Here is a 22907-nt window from a genome sequence, read left to right on the forward strand (position 1 = left end):
AAGGGTCGAGCGTCTCGTTGTGGTTTTGATTCTTGCTGACAGCGTAGCTGGAGCACAGTGGGGGATGGGCCAAAAGGGGATCGATGTGGCCAATTTGATTGACCGCCGGGATGCGGAAACAACAATGCCCGGCGAAGGGCCGGGCATTGTGCTGAAGCAGATCAGGTCAGTCGGTGTAACCCAACCTGGCCGCCCTGCTATGCTGAGTCTGGCCGCGTGTCGCCAGGCAGTAATACAACGGAACGGTCACCACCAGGCCGACCAGCCAGGACAAGTCCGCGCCCTCAACCAGATTGGCGTACGGTCCGACGTACAGCGAGGTGTTGGCGAACGGCAACTGCACGAGGATGCCGATAAAGTACGCAATGATCGCGTGCAGATTGAAGCGCCCGTAAATCCCGCCATCGGCGCGGAAGATCGAGGTAATGTCGTAGCAGCCGCGCTTGATCAGATAGAAGTCGATGAGGTTGATCGACGCCCACGGCACCAGCACCAGCAGCAGCGCCAGAATCAAACCGATGAACTCGGAAATAAAATCCGCCGACGCGCCCAGCGCAACCACGCAGCAACCCGCGAGCACGACGCTCGACAACACGACGCGCACCTTGATGCTCGGCGTCCATTGGCTGGCGAAAGTCTGGATCGAGGTAATGATCGACAGCACCGCGCCATACAGATTCAGCGCGTTGTGGCTGATGATATTGAGCAGAAACAGCACCATCAGAATCGGCCCGAGCCAACCCGTCGACTGCTTGACCGCGACCATCGCTTCAGTGCCTTCCGGGGTCGCCAGCACGGCCACCGCGCCGAAGCTGAACGACAGAATCGTGCCCAGGGTCGCGCCCAGATAAGTCGCCCAGAACGGTTTGGCAATGCCAATATCCGCCGGCAAGTAACGCGAATAGTCGGACACATACGGCGAGAAACTGATCTGCCAGATGATCCCCAGCGACACCGTCGCCAGCCACCCCGACAGGTTAAAACTGCCGCGAGTGAGAAAGTCCGCCGGTAAGTCATGGGCGAAGATATAGATGAAACCGGCGAGCAACGCGCTGCCCATCACCCAGGTGCCAATGCGGTTCAGCGTGTGAATGAAGTTGTAGCCGATCACCCCGATCGCCGTGGCCGCCAGTGCGCCGATCAGAATGCTCAGCGGCGCCGGCACCGACGGCGCAATGCCGACGATGGACTTGCCGGCGAGCACGATGTTGGAAATAAAGAAACCGATGTAGATCAGCGCGGCGAAGAACACGATCAACAGCGCGCCATAACGGCCGAACTGGCCGCGACTCTGGACCATCTGCGGAATGCCCATGCGCGGGCCTTGCGCCGACGCCAGCGCAATCACCACGCCGCCAATCATGTGCCCCAGCGCAATCGCCAGTAGCCCCCAAAGCAAATCGAGGTGGAATACCTGAACCACCATGGCGCCGGTGACGATGGGCAGTGGCGCAATGTTGGTGCTGAACCAAAGGGTGAATAGGTCGCGGGCCTTCCCGTGGCGTTCCGCGAGTGGGACGTAGTCGACCGTATGGTTCTCGATCAACGGATCTTGCCGGGACATCTGGGACATATGCATGAACTCGAGTTTGTCTGTTCTTATCGTTGTATGAAGCCAAACCGGGAGGACTCTATGGTCGCCCCTCAGATGCAGACCATATTATGGTATTCCAAACAATTCACAAGACTGATCCGCAGTTTGCGGCGCTATCTGATATGCCATGCTCGCTGAATCCGTGGCCTGCAGACCAGCCGAAAGCCCCGTAAATGCTGAGTTTCCGACGAACGCGGCACGTTTATCGGTTCAGCTTAAAAGCCCTTGCAAAGATTGAATACTGGTATACCATCAGACCAACAAACACATAAAAACAGCAGCACCACACCCGAGGACCGACCAATGATCGATGCCGCCATCTACAAACAAGTCATGGGCTCGTTCCCGTCCGGCGTAACCGTTATTACCACCCTGGACGATGACGGTCAGATTGTCGGCCTGACTGCCAGTGCGTTCAGCTCGCTGTCGATGGACCCGGCGCTGGTGCTGTTCTGCCCCAACTACAGCTCTGATTCCTACCCGGTACTGATCAAGAACAAGCGTTTTGCCATCCACGTTCTGTCCGGCGGCCAGCAAAGCGAAGCCTACGCCTTTGCCCGCAAAGGCAAGGACAAGGCCCAAGGCATCGAATGGACCTTGAGCGAACTGGGCAACCCGATCCTCGCCAACGCGACGGCTATCATCGAATGTGAACTGTGGCGCGAATACGAAGGCGGCGACCACGCCATCATGGTCGGCGCGGTGAAGAATCTGATCGTCCCCGAGCAAATTAGCGGGCCGCTGGTGTACTGCCACGGCAAGATGGGCGCCCTGCCCGTCCTGGCCTGATCGTCAGCCCCGCACAATTCAACTGTAGGAGTGAGCCTGCTCGCGATAGCGATTTATCCGATGTCGATATGTTTTCTGACACACCGCCATCGCGAGCAGGCTCACTCCTACAAGTTTTGTAGCCTCAACAACAAAAAATCCGAGGAAGCGTCATGAAATTTTCCCTGTTCATCCACATGGAACGCTGGGACGAAAGCGTCAGCCACCGCCAACTGTTCGAAGACCTCACCGAACTGACCCTGATGGCCGAGGCCGGCGGTTTCAGCACCGTGTGGATCGGCGAACACCACGCGATGGAATACACCATCTCGCCAAGCCCGATGCCACTGCTCGCCTACCTCGCCGCCAAGACCACCACCATCCACCTCGGCGCCGGCACCATCATCGCGCCGTTCTGGCACCCGTTGCGGGTAGCCGGTGAATGCGCGTTGCTCGACGTGATCAGCAACGGTCGCATGGAAGTCGGCCTGGCCCGTGGCGCCTATCAGGTTGAATTCGATCGTATGGCCGGCGGCATGCCTGCCTCCAGCGGCGGCCAGGCATTGCGCGAAATGGTCCCGGTGGTCCGCGCCCTGTGGCAAGGCGATTACGCCCACGACGGTGACATCTGGAAATTCCCCACCTCGACCAGCGTACCGAAGCCGATCCAAAAGCCGAATCCGCCGATGTGGATCGCCGCCCGCGACCCGGATTCGCACAACTTCGCCGTGGCCAACGGCTGTAACGTAATGGTCACGCCGCTGATGAAGGGCGACGAAGAAGTCCTCGACCTGAAGAACAAGTTCCAGACCGCACTGGATAACAACCCAGACGTGCCGCGTCCGCAATTGATGGTGCTGCGCCACACCCACGTGCACACCGCTGATAATCCGGACGGCTGGAAAGTCGGCGCGAAAGCGATCTCGCGTTTCTACCGCACCTTCGATGCGTGGTTCGGCAACAAGCAAACCCCGGTCAATGGCTTCCTCGCGCCAAGCCCGGAAGAGAAGTTTGCCGGGCGTCCGGAATTTGAGCTGGAGAGCCTGCACAAGACGGCGATGATTGGTACGCCCGAAGAGATCATTCCGCGGATCAAGTACTACCAGGAACTGGGCGTGGATGAGTTCAGTTTCTGGTGTGACAACAGCTTGCCGCATGAAGAGAAGAAGAAATCGCTGGAGCTGTTTATCAAGCATGTGGTGCCGGCGTTTCGCTAAGTAACCTGGCATCGGAAAGACTTGAAACACGTCATCTGTGGCGAGGGGGCAAGCTCCCTCGCCACACTGAATCAGTGTTCTACGCCAAGCCGCGTCGCCACATCTGCGGGGCCAAGCGTTCGGCCATCGGCAGACTGCAATTCCAGCTTGCGAATCGGCTGGCGGTCCCTTGCATCGACCATCACCGAACCTGGCTCACCCGGCCCATACATGAACTCTCCCCCCCACTGCGATAGCGCAACAATCACGGTCTGCAAGGCTTTGCCGCGATCTGTCAGCACGTATTCCTTATAGGCACCGCCATCAGCAGCCGGCGCGGTTTGCAGGATGCCCTGCTCCACCAGCCCCTTTAAGCGCGCGCTGAGCATGTTTTTTGCGATATCCAGACTCTTCTGAAAATCATTGAAACGGCGAATTCCGTCCAGCGCATCGCGGATGATCAGTAGTGACCACCAGTCGCCGATCAGGTCCAGCGTGCGGGCAACGGGGCAGGCGTTGCCCTGCAAACTTTTGCGTTTCACTTAGACGTACTCCCTCGTATCAGTGGCCGACCGTGCGGCTTTGGGTTGCATCATACAACTCTGCAGCAGATCCACGACTGTACCGACGCAAAACCAGCACCTGCATACAAGTAGCCGGCGCGCTTTGCGCTGATAGTGAATGCCGCCATTTCGGCACTGAACCCCGAAGCAGGAGTTTCCATGAGTACATTCACCACGCAAGACGGTACCGAGATTTACTACAAGGATTGGGGCAGCGGCAAACCCGTGCTGTTCAGCCATGGCTGGCCGCTGGATGCCGACATGTGGGAATACCAGATGGAATACCTGAGCAGCCGTGGCTATCGCACCATTGCGTTCGATCGCCGTGGTTTCGGCCGTTCCGACCAGCCGTGGACCGGTTACGACTACGACACCTTCGCCGATGACATCGCGCAATTGATCAATCATCTGGACCTGCGCGACGTGACCCTGGTGGGCTTCTCCATGGGCGGCGGCGACGTCAGCCGCTACATCGCCCGGCATGGCAGTGAGCGGGTTGCCGGTCTGGTGTTGTTGGGCGCGGTGACGCCACTGTTCGGCAAGAAAGCCGACTTTCCACAGGGCGTCGACACCTCGGTGTTCGATGGCATCAAGGCCGGCCTGCTGCAGGATCGCGCGCAGTTCATCGCCGATTTCGCTGCGCCGTTCTATGGCACCAACCAAGGCCAGAAAGTCTCTGCCGGCGTGCTCACGCAAACCCTGAATGTCGCCCTGCTGGCGTCACTCAAAGGCACGGTGGATTGCGTTACCGCATTCTCGGAAACCGACTTCCGCCCGGACATGGCCAAAATCGATGTGCCGACGCTAGTGATCCATGGCGACGGCGATCAGATCGTGCCGTTCGAAACCACCGGCAAACAGGCTGCCGCACAAATCAAAGGCGCCGAGTTGAAGGTCTACGCAGGAGCGCCACATGGCTTTGCGGTGACCCATGCGCAGGCGTTGAATGAGGATTTGCTAGCGTTTCTCAAACGCTGAAAATTCGCCATTAAAAAAGTCCGTCGGCATCGGCTTGACGGACTTTTTTGTTACCCTCGTCAAATGACCCCTTCCGACCTCAACGCAATGGACGAAGACATCTCTGTGCAAGCCGCCGATTGGTGCATGCGTCTGCACGATGACGATTGTCCGCCGGCCGTACGCCAGCGCTTCAAGCGCTGGTTACAGCGCAACCCGCGCCACGCTTTCGAGTACGCCAAAATGCTCGAGATCTGGGATCTCAGCGGTCAATTGCCGGATGAACCCGAGACGGCGAAAAAACTCCTCACCGGTCATGGGGTAGCGCCTGAGCGCAAGCGTGAAATCTAGCCGCCAGGTTTTGCCCTTCCCTTCCCGCGGCCAGAGCTGCAGCCCGCATTGTTAAAGGCTTTCGCCGCTCTGCATCAGAATTTTATCTTCACATCCCAGCTTAATAATATTTTACCGATATCCCCCCTCTCCCTAGTCTGACCTCAAGCCAAACGGACAAGCCAACAGCGGCCCGAATCCCACTGCCTTGCTAGGAAGGATGTAGAGATGACCCCTGAAATAATAAAAACAGACACGCTGATCGTGGGTGCCGGCCAAGCGGGCGTGGCCATGAGCGAGCACCTGAGCAAACTCGGTGTGCCGCACCTGGTGCTGGAGCGCGATCGCATTGCCGAACGCTGGCGCACCGGGCGCTGGGACTCGCTGGTTGCCAACGGCCCGGCGTGGCACGACCGCTTCCCTGGACTGGAATTCGATGACGTCGATCCCGACGGATTTGCCCCGAAAGAACGTGTGGCGGATTACTTCGAAGCCTATGCGAAGAAATTCAATGCGCCGATCCGCACCGGCGTTGAGGTGAAAAGCGTGGTGCGCAATGTCGGTCGCCCGGGTTTCACCGTCGAGACATCCGAAGGTGTGATCGAAGCCAACCGCGTGGTCGCCGCGACTGGCCCGTTCCAGAAACCGGTGATCCCGGCGATTGCTCCGCAAGACCAACGTCTGTTGCAGATCCATTCCGCTGATTATCGCAACCCGCAGCAACTGCCGGCAGGCGCAGTGCTGGTGGTCGGCGCTGGTTCTTCCGGGGTGCAGATCGCCGATGAACTGCAACGTTCCGGCAAGCAGGTTTACCTCTCCGTTGGCGCCCATGACCGCCCACCTCGCGCCTATCGCAACCGGGATTTCTGCTGGTGGCTGGGCGTGCTCGGCGAATGGGATCAGGCGGCGATGAAACCGGGGCGCGAGCACGTGACCATCGCCGTCAGCGGCGCCCATGGCGGTCGCACCATCGATTTCCGTGGTCTGGCCCATCGCGGCATGACCCTGGTCGGCGTCACCGAATCGTTCAATAACGGCGTGGTGACTTTCAAGCAAGATCTGCTCGGCAACCTCACTCGCGGCGACGAAAATTATCTGGCGTTGCTGGATGCCGCCGATGCTTACATCGAGCGCAACGGCCTCGACCTGCCGGAAGAACCGGAGGCGCGCGAAACCTATCCGGACCCTGAGTGCGTGAAGAATCCGCTGGCCGATCTGGATCTGGCCAAGGCTGGCGTCACCTCGATTATCTGGGCCACAGGGTTTGCCGTGGATTACTCCTGGCTGCAAGTGAAAGCATTCGATGACAAGGGCAAACCGGTGCATCAGCGCGGCGTGTCGAGCGAACCGGGGGTGTATTTCCTCGGGCTGCCATGGCAGTCACGCCGGGGGTCGTCGTTCATCTGGGGTGTGTGGCACGACGCCAAGCATGTTGCCGATCACATCGCCACCCAGCGCAAGTATCTGGACTACCGCGATGCCGAGCAGCGTGAAGCCGCACTGCATTCGAGCAGCCACAACAAAGCCGCCGATACCGTCGACGCTTGATTGCCTTTTTTCGCTCCGGCGCCGATTGCGCCGGGCCAACCTTCTTCAGGAGCCTTTCATGAGCCAGCCCACCCACACTCGCATCCGCATGTTCAACACCAAAGACACCTACCCCAACCAGACGCTGGACAACGATCTGTGCCAAGCCGTGCGCGCCGGCAACACCGTGTATGTGCGCGGTCAGGTCGGCACGGATTTCGACGGCAATCTGGTCGGTCTCGGCGACCCGCGTGCGCAGGCTGAACAAGCGATGCGCAACGTCAAGCAACTGCTGGAAGAAGCCGGCAGCGACATGAGCCACATCGTCAAAACCACCACCTATCTGATCGACCCGCGTTACCGCGAGGCGGTGTATGGCGAAGTCGGCAAGTGGCTCAAAGGCGTGTTCCCGATTTCCACCGGGCTGGTGGTGTCGGCGCTGGGGCAGCCGCAGTGGTTGATGGAGATTGATGTGATTGCGGTGATTCCTGAGTAAGGCATCACACCGCGTTATGGCCATCGCTGGCAAGCCAGCTCCCACAGGTATCGGGTTGATCACAACATCTGGGCTTAACTCAAAACCCTGTGGGAGCTGGCTTGCCAGCGATGAGGCCCTCAAGGACAACATCTTCCTAGAAAGGAATAAGCAGATGACCTTTTCAATCACAGCCCGCTGCGCCGAAACCGGCCAGTTCGGTGTCGCCATCAGCTCCTCCAGCATCGCCGTCGGCGCCCGCTGTCCGTGGCTGCTGCCGGGGGTCGGCGCGGTGTCGAGCCAGAACATCACCCTGCCGTCCCTCGGCCCGGAAGTCCTTGCGCTGATGGAGCAAGGTTTGACGCCGGACGATGCGCTGGACAAAGTCCTCACCCGCAACGGCTACAGCCAGTACCGCCAGATCACCGCGATCAACTACCTTGGCCAGACCGCGCATTTCAGCGGTGCGCAAACCCTCGGCGTGCACAACGCCGTGACCGGCGAACAGTGCGTCGCCGCCGGCAACATGCTCGCTGGGCGTTCGGTCATCGAAGCGATGGTCAGCGCCTTCGAGGATGGCGAAGGTCAACTGGCTGATCGCCTGCTCAAAGCCCTGCACGCCGCACAAGCGCTCGGCGGTGAAGCCGGCCCGGTGCATTCGGCCGCCGTTGTGGTGGTCGGCGAGCAGACCTGGCCGATCGTCAACCTGCGCGTGGATTGGGCCGATGAAGACCCGATCGGCCAGCTGCAAAAACTCTGGAACGCTTACGAGCCGCAGCTTCAGGACTACATCGACCGCGCCCTCGATCCGGCCAAGGCACCGGGTTATGGCGTGGCCGGGGATGATCGATGAACAGTGTCGAGTTGCTCAAGGCGCTGGTGGCGTTCGACACCACCAGCCGAGAATCCAACTTGCAGCTGATCGAATTCGTCCGCGATTACCTCGAAGGTTTCGACGTCCCGTGTGCGCTGATTTACAACGACGAGCGCAGCAAAGCCAACCTGTTCGCCACGATCGGCCCGGTGGATCAACCGGGCATCGTGCTGTCCGGGCACACCGATGTGGTGCCGGTCGATGGCCAGCCGTGGACGCTGCCGCCGTTCGAACTGACCGAACGCGACGGCAAGGTGTTTGGGCGTGGTACCGCAGACATGAAGGGTTATATCGCCTGCGTGCTGGCCTTGGTGCCATTGCTGGTTAAAACGCCGCTGCGCCTGCCGGTGCACATTGCCCTGTCTTACGACGAAGAGGTTGGCTGCCTCGGCGTGCGCTCGTTGCTCAAGGTCTTGCAGCAACGCCCGATCAAGCCATTGCTGTGCATCATCGGCGAACCGACCGAACTGAAACCGGTGCTTGGCCACAAAGGCAAACTGGCAATGCGCTGCGACGTGCACGGCCATCCGTGCCATTCGGCGTACGCGCCGCTCGGCGTCAATGCGATTGAATACGCCGCCGAACTGATCGCTGAGCTGGGTCGTCTCGGTCAGCAACTGAAAGCGCCGGAGCATCACGATGCGCGCTTCGACCCGCCCTACAGCACGGTGCAAACCGGGGTGATCAGCGGCGGCAAGGCCTTGAACATCGTGCCCGCCGATTGCCGTTTCGATTTCGAAATCCGCGCCCTGCCCTCGCAGGATCCGGCGCTCGTTGCCGAAGCGCTGCAAACCTATGCCGAACGCGAAGTGCTGCCGCGTATGCGCGCGGTCAGTGCGCAGAGTGATATCCGCTTCAGCGCCTTGTCGGCGTATCCGGGATTGGCCACCGATGCACAAAGTCAGGCCGCCGAGCTGATTTCAGTGTTCTGCGGTTCAAAGGATTTCGGCACTGTAGCGTTTGGTACCGAAGGCGGACTGTTTGATGCCGTAGGGATTCCCACGGTGGTCTGCGGCCCCGGCAGCATGGATCAGGGCCACAAACCCGACGAGTTTGTCGCCCTCGAACAGTTGCAGGCGTGCGATGCCATACTGCAACGGATGCTGGCGTTTATCAGCCTCTGACCAGCGGCTCGACGGCACTCACGAGTGCAGTCGGGCCATTTCTACGCGGCAATGGTCAACAAACAACTGCACCGGTTTGGTCAGTTGCACCCGCCGCAACCAGGCCGCCGACAAGCCCGACCCGGTGACGTTTTCCGCCAGCGGCACACAGACGACTTGCTGGCCGTCGTAGGTGTAGTCGCTGAACGGTTTGGTCACCAGAATCGAGAAGCCGAAACCGTTGCCGACCATGCCGCGCACCATCTCGATCGATGGCGAGCTGAAGACGATGTTCGGCGTCAGCCCGCGCTCTTCGAAGATGCTCACGAAATAGGTGCGGCTCGGCACCACGTCGAGCAGAATCATCGGTTCCAGCACCAGATCATGCAGCGAGACTTTCGCCTGTTGCGCAAAGCGATGGCTGGCCGGCAGCAACGCATAAGGCTGCTGCGGCGGCATCAGCGGCGTGGTTTCAATGGTGCTGTCCAGATCGTGCTCGAACATCATCGCGACGTCGATGCTGCCAGCGGTCAGAGCCTGTACCAGCTCTTGTTGCTCGCCATCACGAATGCGGATTTCCACCCCCGGCCAGCGCGCCTTGAACCCGGCGATCAGGCGCGGCAGGTACAGCGGCGCGACGGTTTCGAAACAGCCGATATCGATCTGCCCCGCGACCACATCATTGTCGGCCAGGGCGTTCTGCTCAAACTCATGGGCCACCCGCAGCAACTCCAGCGCCTTGCGATAGAACCGCGAACCGCTGGGCGTCAGAGAGACGCCTTGGGCGTGATGGCGAATGAACAACTGCACGCCGAAACTTTCCTCCAGATGCTTGATGGCCGTGGAGACCGAGGGTTGCGCGATGTAGAGCTTGCGCGAGGCTTCGGCGACGCTGCCGCAATCAGCCGTGGTAACGAAATATTTGAGCTGGCGCAGGTTGTAGGCGGCCATGTGAGTCTCCCAAAGAGCGCAGGTGTTCGCCCTGTTTCCCTGGCGCACGATCAAGCTTGAACATACCGGACGCCGGCGCCAGCCGAAGCATATTTTTTTTAAGGTCTGAAGCAACAAACTTACTAATTTATCTATGCCGATGCTTTGCACATGATCACTTCAACAAGAAATGCGCCGCCCGTGCCGGCGCTTGCCGAAGTACGTCCACGTACTCATCCTTGCCTTGGAGTTCGTCATGGCTACCCCTGCAGCATCCTCCGCTCCGCTGATTGAAAAACACACGATAGGCTACGTGCCCCCCGAAGATCGCCACGGAAAGGTCAGGGATCTGTTCACGCTCTGGTTCGGCGGCAACATCGCACCGTTGCCCATCGTTACCGGTGCACTGGGCGTGCAGTTGTTTCACTTGAATCTGCTCTGGGGCATCGTCGCGATTCTCGTCGGCCATCTGGTCGGCGGCGTGCTGATGGCGCTGCACTCGGCGCAAGGCCCGCAAATGGGCATCCCGCAAATGATCCAGAGCCGCGCGCAGTTTGGCTCCCTCGGCGCATTGCTGGTGGTGTTGATTGCCGGCGTCATGTACATCGGCTTTTTCGCCTCCAACATCGTGCTGGCCGGCAAGTCGCTGCACGGTGTGGTCGACAGCGTTCCAGTGCCGGTCGGCATCGTCATTGGCGCAGTCGGCTCGGGGATCATCGGCATCATCGGCTACCGTTTTATCCACGTGCTCAATCGCATCGGCACCTGGGTGCTGGGGATCGGCATCGTCGTCGGTTTCGGCTACATCTTCACTCACATCCAGACTGACGACTTCCTCACCCGGGGCAGTTTCAACCTCTCCGGTTGGCTGGCCACCGTGTCGCTGGCCGCGTTGTGGCAGATCGCGTTCGCGCCGTACGTGTCCGACTATTCGCGTTACTTGCCGGCGGACGTAAAAGTCTCGTCGACATTCTGGACCACCTATCTGGGTTCAGCGCTGGGTTCGAGTCTGGCGTTCATCTTCGGTGCCGTCGCCGTGCTGGCGACGCCGGTAGGCATGGACACCATGGACGCGGTCAAACTCGCCACTGGCTCCATTGGCCCGCTGATGCTGGTGCTGTTCCTGCTCAGCGTGATCAGCCACAACGCCCTCAACCTGTACGGCGCGGTGCTGTCACTGATCACTCTGGTGCAGACCTTCGCCTACCGCTGGATCCCCACCGCCAAGAGCCGCGCAGTGATCTCGATTATCGTGCTGCTGGCCTGCTGCTTTGCCGCCGTCGGCGCCTCGAAAGACTTCATCGGCCACTTCGTCGACATGGTGCTGGTGTTGCTGGTAGTGCTGGTGCCGTGGACGGCGATCAACCTGATCGACTTCTATGCGATCCACAAAGGCCAGTACGACATTCAGTCGATCTTCCAGGTCGACGGTGGCATCTACGGCCGCTACAACCCGCAGGCGTTGCTGGCTTACGCGATCGGCATCGCCGTGCAAATTCCGTTCATGAACACGCCGCTGTACGTCGGCCCGGTGTCGGCGCACATCAACGGTGCGGATCTGTCCTGGCTGGTGGGACTGCTGGTGACCTCGCCGCTGTATTTCTGGCTGGCCAACCGCGACACGTCTTATCGTCGGCGGATGATGGGCGGGAAACTGGCGAGCAGTCTGTGAGATTGATGCGCTGAAAAAGAAGGCCCGCACTGTGCGGGCCTTCTCCGTTGCGCTGTGGTATTTCTGTAGGTCTGACGACAATTGGGTAAGGGACATCCAATGCTGCGAATACTCGGTAAAGCCTCATCGATCAACGTGCGCAAAGTGCTGTGGACTTGCGCTGAATTGCACATTCCTTTCGAGCGCGAAGACTGGGGGTCGGGCTTCAAATCGACCAACGATTCGGCGTTTCTCGCGCTCAATCCCTGCGCCATGGTGCCAGTGATTCAGGACGGTGATTTCACGCTGTGGGAATCGAACACGATCATTCGTTATCTGGCCGCACGGTATGACGGTTCGCACCTCTATCCGACTGACGCGCAAACCCGGGCGCGGATCGATCAGTGGATAGACTGGCAGGCGTCGGAGCTGAATCGCTCGTGGTCGTACGCCTTCATGTCGCTGGTGCGCCAGTCGCCCGATTATCAGGACAATGCCGCGCTGGCGAACGGCATTGAGCAATGGTCGAAGACCATGGCCATCCTCGACCGGCAACTGGAAAAGACCGGCGCCTACGTCAGCGGCGAACAGTTTTCCCTGGCGGACATTCCCATCGGACTGTCGGTGAACCGCTGGTTCGAAACCCCACTGGCTCACCCGGATTTTGCCGCGGTGAAAGCCTACTACGATCGCTTGAACCTGCGCCCCGGCTACGTACTGCACGGTCGCAACGGCACGCCGTGATCGAGGTTATTTGCTTTTGAACGCCTCACGCCGCGCCTGCCGTTCGGCGGCGTAGGCGGCTTGTGGCTGGCTGATCAGATCCTCCCGACGCAACGGTTCGCCGCAGTGCTCGCACAGCGGCCCGAGGCCGGCGTTGTGGTTGCAGCTTTTGTGGGTCATGTTCACTGCAAGCCCCTCTTCCGGTGTTTTGCACCAGGTTTCTCCCCACGCCCGCAACGCAATGATCACCGGATAGAACGCCTCGCCCTTCGCGGTGAGGTGGTACTCGTAGCGTTTCGGTCGCTCGTTGTACAAGCGGCGCTCGACCAGCCCATCCGCTTCCAGACATTTCAGACGCGCGGCGACCATTTGCGGCGTACCGCCGGTCTGCGCCTGAATCTCGTCATAGCGATGATTGGCCATGAACAACTCGCGCAAAACCAGCACCGTCCAGCGGTCGCCGACGATCGTTTCGGCCCGGGAAATCGGGCACAGCGTGTCGGGAAGACTATCGTTTACTGCCATCAGGGCTTGCCTCTTTTACAGTTACTATGATTATCATATCCACACGATGCCGGGACAAGCCCTGTGCACCGATAATCCCATTGCCGGAGCAAGCCGCCATGTCGAATACCGCCTACCCGCTGGACAGAACCGCCTATCTGCTGGTCGATCCATACAACGATTTTCTATCGGACGGCGGCAAGATTTTCCCTTTGATCAAACCGATGGCTGAACAGAACGGCCTGCTCGACAACCTGCGCAAACTCGACCGCACGGTGCGCGAGCTGAACATTCCGGTGGTCATCGTACCCCATCACCGCTGGGAAAAAGGCGACTACGAAAACTGGGATCACCCGACTCCCACGCAATGCAAAATCATGCACATGCATCATTTTGCCCGGGGCGAATGGGGCGGTGAATGGCACCCGGATTTTGCGCCGAAGGACGGCGATATCGTGGTTCAGGAGCACTGGGGTTCCAGCGGTTTTGCCAACACCGACCTGGATTTTCGCCTGAAGCAGCAAGGTGTCACCCACGTGATCATCGTCGGTTTGCTGGCCAACACCTGCATCGAAGCCACCGCGCGCTATGCCTCGGAACTGGGCTACCACGTCACCCTGGTCCGCGATGCAACGGCGGCCTTCAAAGCGGAAATGATGCATGCCGCCCACGAACTCAACGGCCCGACATTCGCGCACGTGATTGCCAGCACGGACGAACTGATTGCTCGACTCAAAGCCCAGGGTGAAGCGCAATGAATCTGACCGGCCACTTGCTGATCGGCGCGGCGGATGTCGCCGCCACCGAAGGCACGATGAAAGCCCTGAATCCGGCCACTGAACATTTGATCGAACCGGACTTCGCTTTCGGCGGTGCGGAACAGGTTGATCAGGCAGTAACACTCGCCGAGGCGGCGTTCGACCGCTACAGCCATACCTCGTTGGCCGAACGCGCGGCATTTCTCGAGAGCATCGCTGACAACCTCGACGCAGTACGCAGCGAACTGGCGGCACGCGCGGCACTGGAAACCGGACTGCCCGAAGCTCAGCTTGAGGGCGAAGCGTTGCGAGCCGCGACCCAGTTCCGCCAGTTCGCCGATGTGGTGCGCCGGGGCCGCTTTCTGCAATTGGCCATCGACCCGGCGCAACCCGAACGTCAGCCGCGCCCACGGATGGATCATCGCCTGCAAAAAATCGCCATCGGCCCGGTGGCGATTTTCGGCGCGAGCAACTTCCCGATTTCCTATTCGGTGGCGGGCGGCGATACCGCGTCGGCACTGGCGGCCGGGGCAACGGTGATTCTCAAGGCACACAACGCGCATCCCGGTGCCTCGGAAATCCAGGCCCGCGCCATTCGTAAAGCCGTGCAGGCGCATGGCTTGCCCGAAGGTGTTTTCTCGATGGTGCGCGGTGGCGGCAATGCCATTGGCCAAGCGCTGGTCGATCATCCGCTGATCAAAGCCGTGACCTTCACTGGCTCCGAACCGGGTGGCATGGCGCTCTATCGCCGCGCGCAATTGCGTCCCGAGCCGATCCCGGTGTTCACCGAGATGACCAGCGTCAACCCGACCTTCATCCTGCCCGAGGCACTGGCGGCTCGCGGCGCCGAGATCGGTGATGGCTTTATCGAACGCATGCTGGTCAACGTCGGCCAGGCCTGTTTGTGTCCGTCGATCCTGATCGCCATCCGCGGTGCGGGGTTTGATCAACTGCGCAACGCCATGCGTAAACGGGTCAGTGAGGCGCCGGCGCGGACGATGCTGACGCCGGGCATTCATGGTGCCTACGTCGAGGGTCTGATGGCGATGGAGCACGCCGGCGCGCAGGTGATCGCGGCAGGCATACCGGCGGATGCCACGCTCGCCGGACGTGCTGCGTTGCTGGAAATCGAGGGACACCAATTGCTCGCCGAACCAGAGTTGGCCCTCGAAGTGTTTGGTCCGTCGGCGCTATTGGTTGCTGTCAACGATGAGGCCGAGCTGCTGGCCGTCGCCCGTTCGTTCAAGGGTCAGCTCAGCGCGGCGATTCACCTTGAAAGTATCGATCTGGAAGTGGCGCGGCGCCTGCTGCCGATTCTCGAACGGCGCACCGGACGCATCGTAGTCAACGCCTTCGCCCACCCACAGGAGGTGACCTTCGCCACCGTACACGGCGGGCCGTTTCCGGCTACATCGGACAGCCGCTTCACGTCGGTCGGCATGACCTCGATCGAGCGCTTCTTGCGGCCCGTGGCGTATCAGGGGTTTCCCGATGAGTTGTTGCCAGAGGTGTTGCGCGAAGGGAATCCGCTGAATCTGCCGCGCAGCGTCGACGGGCAATAACGGCGATCCGGTGCGCGGCAGCTGCGATCAAGCATCTGCACGCACCACCCCGCGCTCTTCCAGCAAGCGCACAAACATGCTCAAACTGCGCGACACCGTGCCCCGCCGCCACACCAGCCAGGTGGTCAGATAACGAAAGTCCGCCGCCAATGGCCAGACGCTGACGGTCGCACTGCCGGGCATGCTCTGGAGCATTTTGCGCGGCATCAAGGCGAGCCCGGCACCCGCACTGACACAAGCGAGCATGCCGTGGTACGACTCCATTTCGAAGATCTTGCCCGGGACCGCCGCGTCGGTGCTGAACCATTTTTCAAAGTGGTGACGGTAGGAGCAGTTGGAACGGAAGGCATAAATGTTCTCGCCGTTTACGTCCGCTGCGCGCTCGACGGGGGCGTGATTGATCGGGGCGATGATGACCATCTCTTCTTCGAATGCCGGCACGCCTTCCAGCGTCGGATGCAGCACCGGGCCGTCGACAAACGCTGCGGCCAGGCGCCCGGAGAGCACGCCGTCGATCATTGTGCCGGACGGCCCAGTGGACAGGTCGAGGTCGACTTTCGGGTGCAACTGATTGTACGCCGCCAGCAATTCGGGAATGCGCACCGCCGCCGTACTTTCCAGCGAACCCAAGGGAAAAGCGCCCTGCGGTTCCTCCCCCGCCACCGTCGCCCGCGCCTCTTGCACCAGATCGAGAATGCGCCGTGCATATTCGAGAAAACTCCACCCCGCCGGCGACAGACGCAAACGGCTTTTCTCGCGAATAAACAGATCAACACCCAGATCCTGCTCAAGCTGTTTGATCCGCGTGGTCAGGTTCGACGGCACGCGATGGATCTGCGCCGCGGCGGCGCTGATGCTGCCGTGCTCGGCAACCGCTTTGAAGATTTCCAGCTGCACCAGATCCATAGTCATTCTCCATTCGTGAAAGAAACGATCTTTATTATTCAGTTTCCAGAAAACAAACACCACCCTACTCTAGGCTCATCCGACGAACATGCAGGACGAAGCCATGAGCCAGATTTCCAGCCAGACCCACGCCATCTCGATCAACCCCGCCACCGGCGAGCAGATCGGCCACTACGCGTTTGAATCCGCCGCCGCCCTCGACGCCGCGCTGACCCGCGCAGCTTTCGGCTTCGGCAAATGGAAGCGCAAGCCGTTGCAGGATCGCTCGCGCTTGTTGACCGCGCTGGCCGCTGCGCTGCGTGAAACCAGCGATGCCATGGCGACGATGATCACCCAGGAAATGGGCAAGCCCATTGCTCAGGCCCGTGGCGAAATCGAAAAATGCGCCAAGCTCTGCGAGTGGTACGCCGAGAATGGCCCGGCGATGCTCGACGCTGAGCCGACCCAGGTTGAAGGCGGCAAGGCGCGCATCGAGTACCGTCCGCTCGGCCCGATCCTCGCGGTCATGCCGTGGAACTTCCCGATCTGGCAAGTGCTGCGCGGTGCCGTTCCGGCGTTGATCGCTGGCAACACTTACGTGCTCAAACATGCGCCGAACGTGATGGGCAGCGCCTATCTGTTGCGCGATGCCTTCACCCGCGCCGGTTTCGCCGAAGGTGTTTTTGAGGTGATCAACGTCACTCCGGAAGGCGTTTCCACGGCCATCGCTGACCCGCGCATTGCCGCCGTGACCCTGACCGGCAGCGTACGTGCCGGCATGGCCATCGGCGCTCAGGCCGGTGCCGCATTGAAAAAATGCGTGCTGGAACTCGGCGGCTCCGATCCGTTTATCGTGCTCAACGACGCCGATCTGGATGAAGCAGTGCAAGCCGCTGTGATCGGTCGCTACCAGAACTCCGGCCAGGTTTGCGCCGCCGCAAAACGCCTGATCATCGAAGAAGGTGTGGTCGAGGAATTTACCCGCAAGTTCGTCGAGGCTACGCGTAAGTTGAAGGTCGGCGATCCATTGTCCGCCGAGACCTACATTGGCCCGATGGCGCGTTTCGACCTGCGTGATGAACTCGACCAGCAAGTGCGCGACACCCTGGAAGAAGGCGCCACCTTGCTGCTCGGCGGCGGCAAGCCAGAAGGCCCGGGCAACTACTACGAGCCGACCGTACTGGCCGATGTCACCGACCGCATGACCTCGTTCAAACAGGAACTGTTCGGCCCGGTCGCTTCGATCATCACCGCCCGCGATTGCGCGCATGCTGTGGCCCTGGCCAATGACAGCGAGTTCGGCCTGACCGCAACCATTTACACCGCCAACGTGGCACTGGCGCAGCAACTGACCAGCGAACTGGACACCGGCGGCGTGTTCATCAACGGCTACTCCGCCAGCGATCCACGGGTGACCTTTGGCGGCGTGAAGAAGAGTGGCTTCGGTCGTGAACTGTCGCACTTCGGCGTGCGCGAATTCTGCAACGCGCAGACCGTGTGGCTGGATCGCAAATAACCCAGACACCGGAAAAACCTGTGGGAGCGAGCCTGCTCGCGATAGCGGTGCATCAAGCGATGAAGATGTTGAATGCACCGGCCCCATCGCTGGCAAGCCAGCTCCCACAATGACTGCGGTGTAACCACTGATGCTGCAGACACCCTGGAACCCTGTGGGAGCTGGCTTGCCAGCGATCGCGGTGCATCAGTCGACATTTATGCCAACTGATAGTCTGCTTTCGCGAGCAGGCTCGCTCCCACATTGGGTTTATGCGGCAGCCTGTTGTGGCTCTGTGACGCTGCGATCCTTGCTCAACAACCCCAGCACCACCGCCGCCGACACCAACGTGATGACCGTCAGGATGTGCAGCAGATACTGGAACGCTGACGCATACCCTTCCACCAGACGCCCGTTGGCCAGCCCCGGAACCGTATTGATCGCATGCGCCATATCACCCGTGGTCACCCGGTGCGCGGTCTCGGCAATCAGCGACGCCTCGGCACTGCCTGTCACCGCGTGTACGGCACTCGACAGATCAGCGTGAAGCAATGACGCCAGCATCGCCGCGACAATCGCCAATGCAATCCCCTCACCCGCCACTCGCACGGTGCTGAAGATGCCCGCCGCCATGCCTGCGCGCTCTTTCGGCACGACGCTGACCGACAAACCATCCATCAGCCCCCACGGCAAACCGGCGCCAATGCCGATCAGCAGCATCGGCACCACCAGCGCAAATTTCGCGTCACCGACGTTGTACAGACTCAGCCAATGCAGGCCCACGGCAGCAATCAGGAACCCCGCGCCAGACAAGATGCCAGCGGAAACAAAACGCGCCAACGAGGCCGCCAGCATCGGCACCACCAGCATCGGTGCGGACAACGCCAGCAACAGCAGACCGGCGTCGATTTCGCTCAAGCCCTCAACGCCGATGAAGCGCAGCGGCAACATCACCACCAGCACGATGTAGCAGAAACACGTGCCGATCGGCAGCATCTGCACGCCAATGAATCGCGGATAACGGAACAGGGTCAGATCGAGCATCGGCCGTTCGACACGCGTTTCGACGATCACAAAAGCTGCCAGCAACAACGCCGAAGCGCCTAATAAAGTGATCACCAAAGGACTGTCCCAACCACTGTCCGGCGCCTGGATCAGGCCAAACGTGAACAACGCCAGCATTGCGCTGAACAGCAGCGTGCCCGGCCAGTCCAGCCCCTTGGCATCGGGGTCGCGGGTTTCGCGCATGCGCGGCAGACCGAAGACCATCGCAATCATGCCGATCAACGCCGTAAAGACAAAAATCGCCCGCCAGTTGAAAGCCTCGATCAGCGCACCCGCCACCAACGGCCCGAATGCCAGACCAATGCCGAACGTCGTGCCAAGCACGCTGTACGCGCGAGTCCGGGCATGCCCTTCGAACTCTTGCGCCAACGCCGCCGAACCGCTGGCCAGCGCCGCCGCCCCAGCCACACCTTGTACGGCGCGCAACACATCCAGCCAGAACACCGACGGCGCCAGACTCTGCGCAAACGAGGCAGCGGTGAACAGCAACATGCCGAAGGTGAACAGGCGTTTGCGTCCGTAAACATCAGCCAATGCGCCGGCGGCCATCAGCAAACTGCCGAACGTCAACATGAACGCGTTGGTGATCCAGGTCAGCGCCACCGGGCTGCCGCCCAGATCGCGACCAATGGCCGGTGTCGCCACCGCACCGCCGGTAAAACTGAGGGGCAGGACCAGAGCCGAGAGGCACACGGCCGCGAGTATGAGCAACTTGTCGCGCGCTCCGTGCGGCTGAGTCATAGAAATCATTCGTTCCATCCTTTGAGAAATCACAAAGCTGCGCTGCGCAGCGAATAAGGCGCGAAATACACAGAAAAATCCACCGAAGTTTGCGCACGAAAAAGATGAGAGCGAGCAGCCTCGCTCTCACAGCTCCGGCGTTCAGTTAGCGAAATCGGTAGACAGCGCCAGCTCATTCCACTCGGCCAACTCCTGCGCCACCAACCGATTCTTCGCCTCGATCCGCGCCACCGTGTCACTGCCCAGCGCCAGGCGTTGCGGCGGGGTCGGTGCATTGACCAGCGCCAGCATCGCCTCGGCAAACTTCTGCGGATCACCCGGTTGCGCATGGTTGGCCGCCTCGGCGAACGCACGCATCTTGCCAACGGTTTCGTCATAGTCCGCCAGCTCAAGCCGGGTTTTGATCAGGGACTGCTCATCAAGGAAATCCGTGCGAAAGAAACCCGGCTCGACCACCGTGGCTTGAATGCCCAGCGGCGCCAGTTCCTGATGCAACGCTTCGGTGATGCCTTCGACGGCAAATTTGGTCGAGCCGTAAACGCCCCAGCCCATATAAGCCTGGTAGCCGCCGATCGACGAGATGTTGATCACCCGGCCACTGCGTTGCGCTCGCATATGCGGCAACACCGCGCGGGTGACGTTGAGCAGGCCGAACACATTGGTCGCGAACAAGCGCTCGGTCTCGCTGGCGCTGGTTTCTTCGACGGCGCCGAGCACACCAAAACCGGCGTTGTTGATCAGCACATCGATACGGCCAAAACGCTTGATTCCTTCAGCAACCGCTTGGTGCGCTTCTTCCTCGCGGGTGACGTCGAGGCGCACCGCCAGCAGGTTCGGTTGCTCGCCGAGGCGGTCAGTGATGTCTTGCGGGTTGCGCGCGGTAGCGATGACCGCGTCACCGGAACGCAAGGCCTGCTCGGCGATGAGAATGCCAAAACCACGGGAAGCGCCAGTAATGAACCAGGTACGCATAACAACTTCTCCTGTTAGAAACCCTGACATGGGTGCCGGGCCTGTTTGATAAGTTGAAGCGACTTTAAAGCCATGCTACTGATGCGATAATCCCAACAATTTTGCATGACTTTGTGAAAGGCATTCACAGATGAAATCACCTTCGGCGGCGGATCTCAGCGTTTTCCTGTGCACCGCGCAGCACCTGAACTTCAGCAAAGCGGCCATCGAACTCGGCCTGAGCCCCTCCGCTCTTAGCCATTCAGTGAAGGCGCTGGAAAATCGCCTGGGCGTGCGTCTGTTCAATCGCACCACCCGCAGCGTGGCGTTGACCGAGGCTGGCGAGCGCCTGTACGCGCGATTGAAACCGGCCTTTCGCGATATCGACGATGCGCTGGAAGACCTCAACCATTTCCGCGACAAACCCTCGGGTAACTTGCGCATCACCTGCGGGCGGCAAGCCTGCGAATTGGTGTTGCTGCCGATTGCCAGTGAGTTTTTGCAGGTGTATCCGGACATTCGTCTGGAAGTGGTCGAGAGCGATGCGCTGCTGGATATCGTCGCCAATGGATTCGATGCCGGGGTGCGCTTCGGCGATCGCCTGGAGGCCGACATGGTGTCGCTGCCGATTGGCCCGACAATGCGTTCAGTGGTGGTCGGCTCACCGGCGTTTTTCCAACGCTACGCGGCACCGCAAAAACCCGAGGACCTGCACGGACTGCCGTGCATCCGCCACCGCTACCCCAGCGGTTCGATGTACCGCTGGGAGCTTGAGCGCGGTGGCATTGCCCAGGAAATCGAAGTCAACGGCCCGCTGACCCTCGGCGATGTCAGCCTGATGGTCGGGCCAGCGCTGCAAGGGCTTGGTCTGGCTTATGTGTTCGAAGACATGGTCAGCGAACACCTGGCCAGCGGGCGGCTGCTGCAAGTATTGGCTGACTGGTGCCCGTACTATCCAGGTCTGCACCTGTACTACCCGAGCCGCCGTCATGTGCCGGCGGCGCTGAAGGCGTTTATCGACTTCGTGCGCAACCGGCACTAGCGCTTACAGGTACTTCAGCCAGGCGATGTCGCGGCGACGGGCCTTCAACGCCGAGAACCAGCGCACCGCCGGGAACAGCGCAATCGCCAGAAAAACGGCCGCCAGCCAGATCGCCGAGACGGACGAAAAACCGAAATAGCTGCCCTGATTCAGCCCGAACAGGGCCACGCCGATCAGGTACAACACCTTCAACGCGTACAGATGCAGCAGGTAGAAAAACATCGGTGCCGAACCGAAAACGGTTAGCCAGCGAATCCAGCGACGATCCTGTAACCGCTCGAACGCCAGTAGCAGCAACAGCCCGACGCTCACCGTCAGTGCGATAAACAGCAACGACGGTGGGTACTTGGTGATGTTGAAAAAACTCATCAGGGTTTGCAGCAGCGTGTCACCCACGGCCCATGGTTTCTCGCCATAACCGTTTATCAACCGCAACCCGACAAAACCCAGCAGTCCGGCGCTACCCGCAATCAGCAGATGCTGTTGACGAAACCCCGCTTCAACGCCGCGAGCAAACCACGGCCCCAGTGCATAACCGAGACCGATCACACCGATCCATGGCAACAACGGATAGGAGGTACGCAAACGCAGGTTGTCGCTGACGTCGATCCAGCCGCGATCATGCAAAATCGCCCACGGCACATGCAGCGCCGACTCCACGGGGAAATGCACGGCGTCGAGCAGGTTGTGCCCGGCAATGATCATCAGGCTCAACGTCAGCAACAGCCAGCGCGGCAGCCAGACCAGCAGCGACAAGGCGATCATGCTCAAGCCGATCGCCCAGATCACTTGCAGATAGATCACGCTCGGCGGCAACTGGAACGTCCATGCGAAGTTCACCAGCGTGAATTCCAGCACCACCAGAAACAGACCGCGCTTGAACAGAAACGCACTGACATCGGCCTTGCCCGCGTACTTTTCACCGAACAACCACGCCGACAACCCGGTCAGCAAGACAAACACCGGCGCGCACAGATGCGCCAGAGTGCGGCTGAAAAACAGTGCCGGCTCGGTGCTGGCAATGTCCATCGGGTCACTGACCTGGCGGTGCAGCAAAAAGGTTTCGCGCACGTGATCCAGCAGCATGAACAGAATCACCAAGCCTCTGAGGGCGTCAATGGACAGCAGCCGGCCAGTGGTCAATGGGGCAGAACGAGGGAGCACAATCGTCATAAGCGTTTCGCAATCGAAAGGAAAACAACAGGGGCCACAA

22 protein-coding genes are annotated in these 22907 nt (G+C 60.4%); 14 read left to right on the top strand and 8 right to left on the bottom strand.

The window, feature by feature from the left end:
* Positions 1–166 precede the first annotated feature (166 nt).
* Positions 167–1573 carry a purine-cytosine permease family protein gene (locus tag ACM6JQ_RS13850; RefSeq protein WP_414894011.1) on the bottom strand — a complete coding sequence of 469 codons (1407 nt, stop codon included), beginning with the start codon at positions 1571–1573 and terminating at the stop codon, positions 167–169.
* 324 nt (positions 1574–1897) lie between these two features.
* On the opposite strand from ACM6JQ_RS13850, the gene ACM6JQ_RS13855 reads away from it, so the two are divergent.
* Both ACM6JQ_RS13855 and ACM6JQ_RS13860 read left to right on the top strand, forming a co-directional pair.
* Entirely contained in the window at positions 1898–2383 is a 486-nt protein-coding gene (locus ACM6JQ_RS13855; RefSeq protein ID WP_007910854.1) for a flavin reductase family protein, read from the top strand.
* Between the two features lie 152 nt (positions 2384–2535).
* Entirely contained in the window at positions 2536–3579 is a 1044-nt protein-coding gene (locus tag ACM6JQ_RS13860; RefSeq protein WP_007910852.1) for an LLM class flavin-dependent oxidoreductase, read from the top strand.
* A 71-nt stretch (positions 3580–3650) separates the two neighbouring features.
* On the opposite strand, the gene ACM6JQ_RS13865 is transcribed toward ACM6JQ_RS13860, so the two are convergent.
* Positions 3651–4100: a winged helix-turn-helix transcriptional regulator gene (locus ACM6JQ_RS13865; protein ID WP_007910850.1), complete on the bottom strand. Its 450-nt coding sequence runs from the start codon at positions 4098–4100 to the stop codon at positions 3651–3653.
* 180 nt (positions 4101–4280) lie between these two features.
* Between ACM6JQ_RS13865 and ACM6JQ_RS13870 the strand changes: the two genes are divergently transcribed.
* The 6 genes from ACM6JQ_RS13870 (at position 4281) to argE (ending at position 9408) form a co-directional block, all read left to right on the top strand.
* Positions 4281–5099 carry an alpha/beta fold hydrolase gene (locus ACM6JQ_RS13870; RefSeq protein ID WP_007910848.1) on the top strand — a complete coding sequence of 273 codons (819 nt, stop codon included), beginning with the start codon at positions 4281–4283 and terminating at the stop codon, positions 5097–5099.
* 63 nt (positions 5100–5162) lie between these two features.
* Positions 5163–5429 carry a FecR/PupR family sigma factor regulator gene (locus ACM6JQ_RS13875; protein WP_414894013.1) on the top strand — a complete coding sequence of 89 codons (267 nt, stop codon included), beginning with the start codon at positions 5163–5165 and terminating at the stop codon, positions 5427–5429.
* A 207-nt stretch (positions 5430–5636) separates the two neighbouring features.
* Positions 5637–6956, top strand: coding sequence for a flavin-containing monooxygenase (locus ACM6JQ_RS13880; protein WP_414894014.1), 1320 nt, complete (start codon positions 5637–5639; stop codon positions 6954–6956).
* A 58-nt stretch (positions 6957–7014) separates the two neighbouring features.
* Positions 7015–7431 (top strand): RidA family protein, encoded by a 417-nt coding sequence (locus ACM6JQ_RS13885; protein WP_007910844.1) that lies wholly within the window; start codon positions 7015–7017, stop codon positions 7429–7431.
* Between the two features lie 154 nt (positions 7432–7585).
* The gene (locus ACM6JQ_RS13890; protein WP_414894015.1) at positions 7586–8263 is read left to right on the top strand and encodes a DUF1028 domain-containing protein; all 678 of its coding nucleotides are present in this window, start codon (positions 7586–7588) and stop codon (positions 8261–8263) included.
* Positions 8260–9408, top strand: a complete 1149-nt coding sequence (argE, locus tag ACM6JQ_RS13895; protein ID WP_414894016.1) for an acetylornithine deacetylase — start codon at positions 8260–8262, stop codon at positions 9406–9408. The genes ACM6JQ_RS13890 and argE overlap by 4 nt, the downstream gene beginning before the upstream one ends.
* A gap of 18 nt (positions 9409–9426) precedes the next feature.
* Here the strand turns inward: argE and ACM6JQ_RS13900 are convergent, their stop codons facing one another.
* Positions 9427–10338 (bottom strand): LysR family transcriptional regulator, encoded by a 912-nt coding sequence (locus ACM6JQ_RS13900; protein WP_095111486.1) that lies wholly within the window; start codon positions 10336–10338, stop codon positions 9427–9429.
* A 235-nt stretch (positions 10339–10573) separates the two neighbouring features.
* On the opposite strand from ACM6JQ_RS13900, the gene ACM6JQ_RS13905 reads away from it, so the two are divergent.
* Positions 10574–11989 carry a purine-cytosine permease family protein gene (locus tag ACM6JQ_RS13905; protein WP_007910838.1) on the top strand — a complete coding sequence of 472 codons (1416 nt, stop codon included), beginning with the start codon at positions 10574–10576 and terminating at the stop codon, positions 11987–11989.
* 99 nt (positions 11990–12088) lie between these two features.
* On the top strand, positions 12089–12712 hold the full coding sequence (locus ACM6JQ_RS13910; RefSeq protein WP_414894017.1) for a glutathione S-transferase family protein: 624 nt from the start codon (positions 12089–12091) through the stop codon (positions 12710–12712).
* 6 nt (positions 12713–12718) lie between these two features.
* Here ACM6JQ_RS13910 and ACM6JQ_RS13915 read toward each other — a convergent pair whose 3' ends face one another.
* Positions 12719–13216 carry a winged helix-turn-helix transcriptional regulator gene (locus tag ACM6JQ_RS13915; protein ID WP_007910834.1) on the bottom strand — a complete coding sequence of 166 codons (498 nt, stop codon included), beginning with the start codon at positions 13214–13216 and terminating at the stop codon, positions 12719–12721.
* A 98-nt stretch (positions 13217–13314) separates the two neighbouring features.
* On the opposite strand from ACM6JQ_RS13915, the gene ACM6JQ_RS13920 reads away from it, so the two are divergent.
* Together ACM6JQ_RS13920 and ACM6JQ_RS13925 are read left to right on the top strand one after the other, a co-directional pair.
* Positions 13315–13953, top strand: a complete 639-nt coding sequence (locus ACM6JQ_RS13920; protein WP_123374968.1) for an isochorismatase family cysteine hydrolase — start codon at positions 13315–13317, stop codon at positions 13951–13953.
* Positions 13950–15515 carry an aldehyde dehydrogenase (NADP(+)) gene (locus ACM6JQ_RS13925; RefSeq protein WP_414894018.1) on the top strand — a complete coding sequence of 522 codons (1566 nt, stop codon included), beginning with the start codon at positions 13950–13952 and terminating at the stop codon, positions 15513–15515. Before ACM6JQ_RS13920 ends, ACM6JQ_RS13925 begins: the two co-directional genes overlap by 4 nt.
* A 27-nt stretch (positions 15516–15542) precedes the next feature.
* Here the strand turns inward: ACM6JQ_RS13925 and ptrR are convergent, their stop codons facing one another.
* The gene (ptrR, locus tag ACM6JQ_RS13930; RefSeq protein ID WP_007910829.1) at positions 15543–16421 is read right to left on the bottom strand and encodes a putrescine utilization regulator PtrR; all 879 of its coding nucleotides are present in this window, start codon (positions 16419–16421) and stop codon (positions 15543–15545) included.
* Positions 16422–16524: 103 nt separating this feature from the next.
* On the opposite strand from ptrR, the gene ACM6JQ_RS13935 reads away from it, so the two are divergent.
* Positions 16525–17916 carry an aldehyde dehydrogenase family protein gene (locus ACM6JQ_RS13935; RefSeq protein WP_095111491.1) on the top strand — a complete coding sequence of 464 codons (1392 nt, stop codon included), beginning with the start codon at positions 16525–16527 and terminating at the stop codon, positions 17914–17916.
* Positions 17917–18165: 249 nt separating this feature from the next.
* On the opposite strand, the gene ACM6JQ_RS13940 is transcribed toward ACM6JQ_RS13935, so the two are convergent.
* Positions 18166–19710: an MFS transporter gene (locus ACM6JQ_RS13940; RefSeq protein WP_007910826.1), complete on the bottom strand. Its 1545-nt coding sequence runs from the start codon at positions 19708–19710 to the stop codon at positions 18166–18168.
* A 132-nt stretch (positions 19711–19842) separates the two neighbouring features.
* Positions 19843–20673, bottom strand: coding sequence for an oxidoreductase (locus ACM6JQ_RS13945; RefSeq protein ID WP_123374965.1), 831 nt, complete (start codon positions 20671–20673; stop codon positions 19843–19845).
* A 130-nt stretch (positions 20674–20803) separates the two neighbouring features.
* On the opposite strand from ACM6JQ_RS13945, the gene ACM6JQ_RS13950 reads away from it, so the two are divergent.
* Positions 20804–21694: a LysR family transcriptional regulator gene (locus ACM6JQ_RS13950; RefSeq protein ID WP_414894019.1), complete on the top strand. Its 891-nt coding sequence runs from the start codon at positions 20804–20806 to the stop codon at positions 21692–21694.
* A 3-nt stretch (positions 21695–21697) separates the two neighbouring features.
* Here the strand turns inward: ACM6JQ_RS13950 and ACM6JQ_RS13955 are convergent, their stop codons facing one another.
* Positions 21698–22867 (bottom strand): DUF1624 domain-containing protein, encoded by a 1170-nt coding sequence (locus tag ACM6JQ_RS13955; protein WP_007910823.1) that lies wholly within the window; start codon positions 22865–22867, stop codon positions 21698–21700.
* Between the last annotated feature and the right edge of the window lie 40 nt (positions 22868–22907).

It is taken from the genome of Pseudomonas sp. IT-232MI5 (assembly GCF_949767845.1).
In the GTDB taxonomy this organism is placed as follows: Bacteria; Pseudomonadota; Gammaproteobacteria; order Pseudomonadales; family Pseudomonadaceae; genus Aquipseudomonas.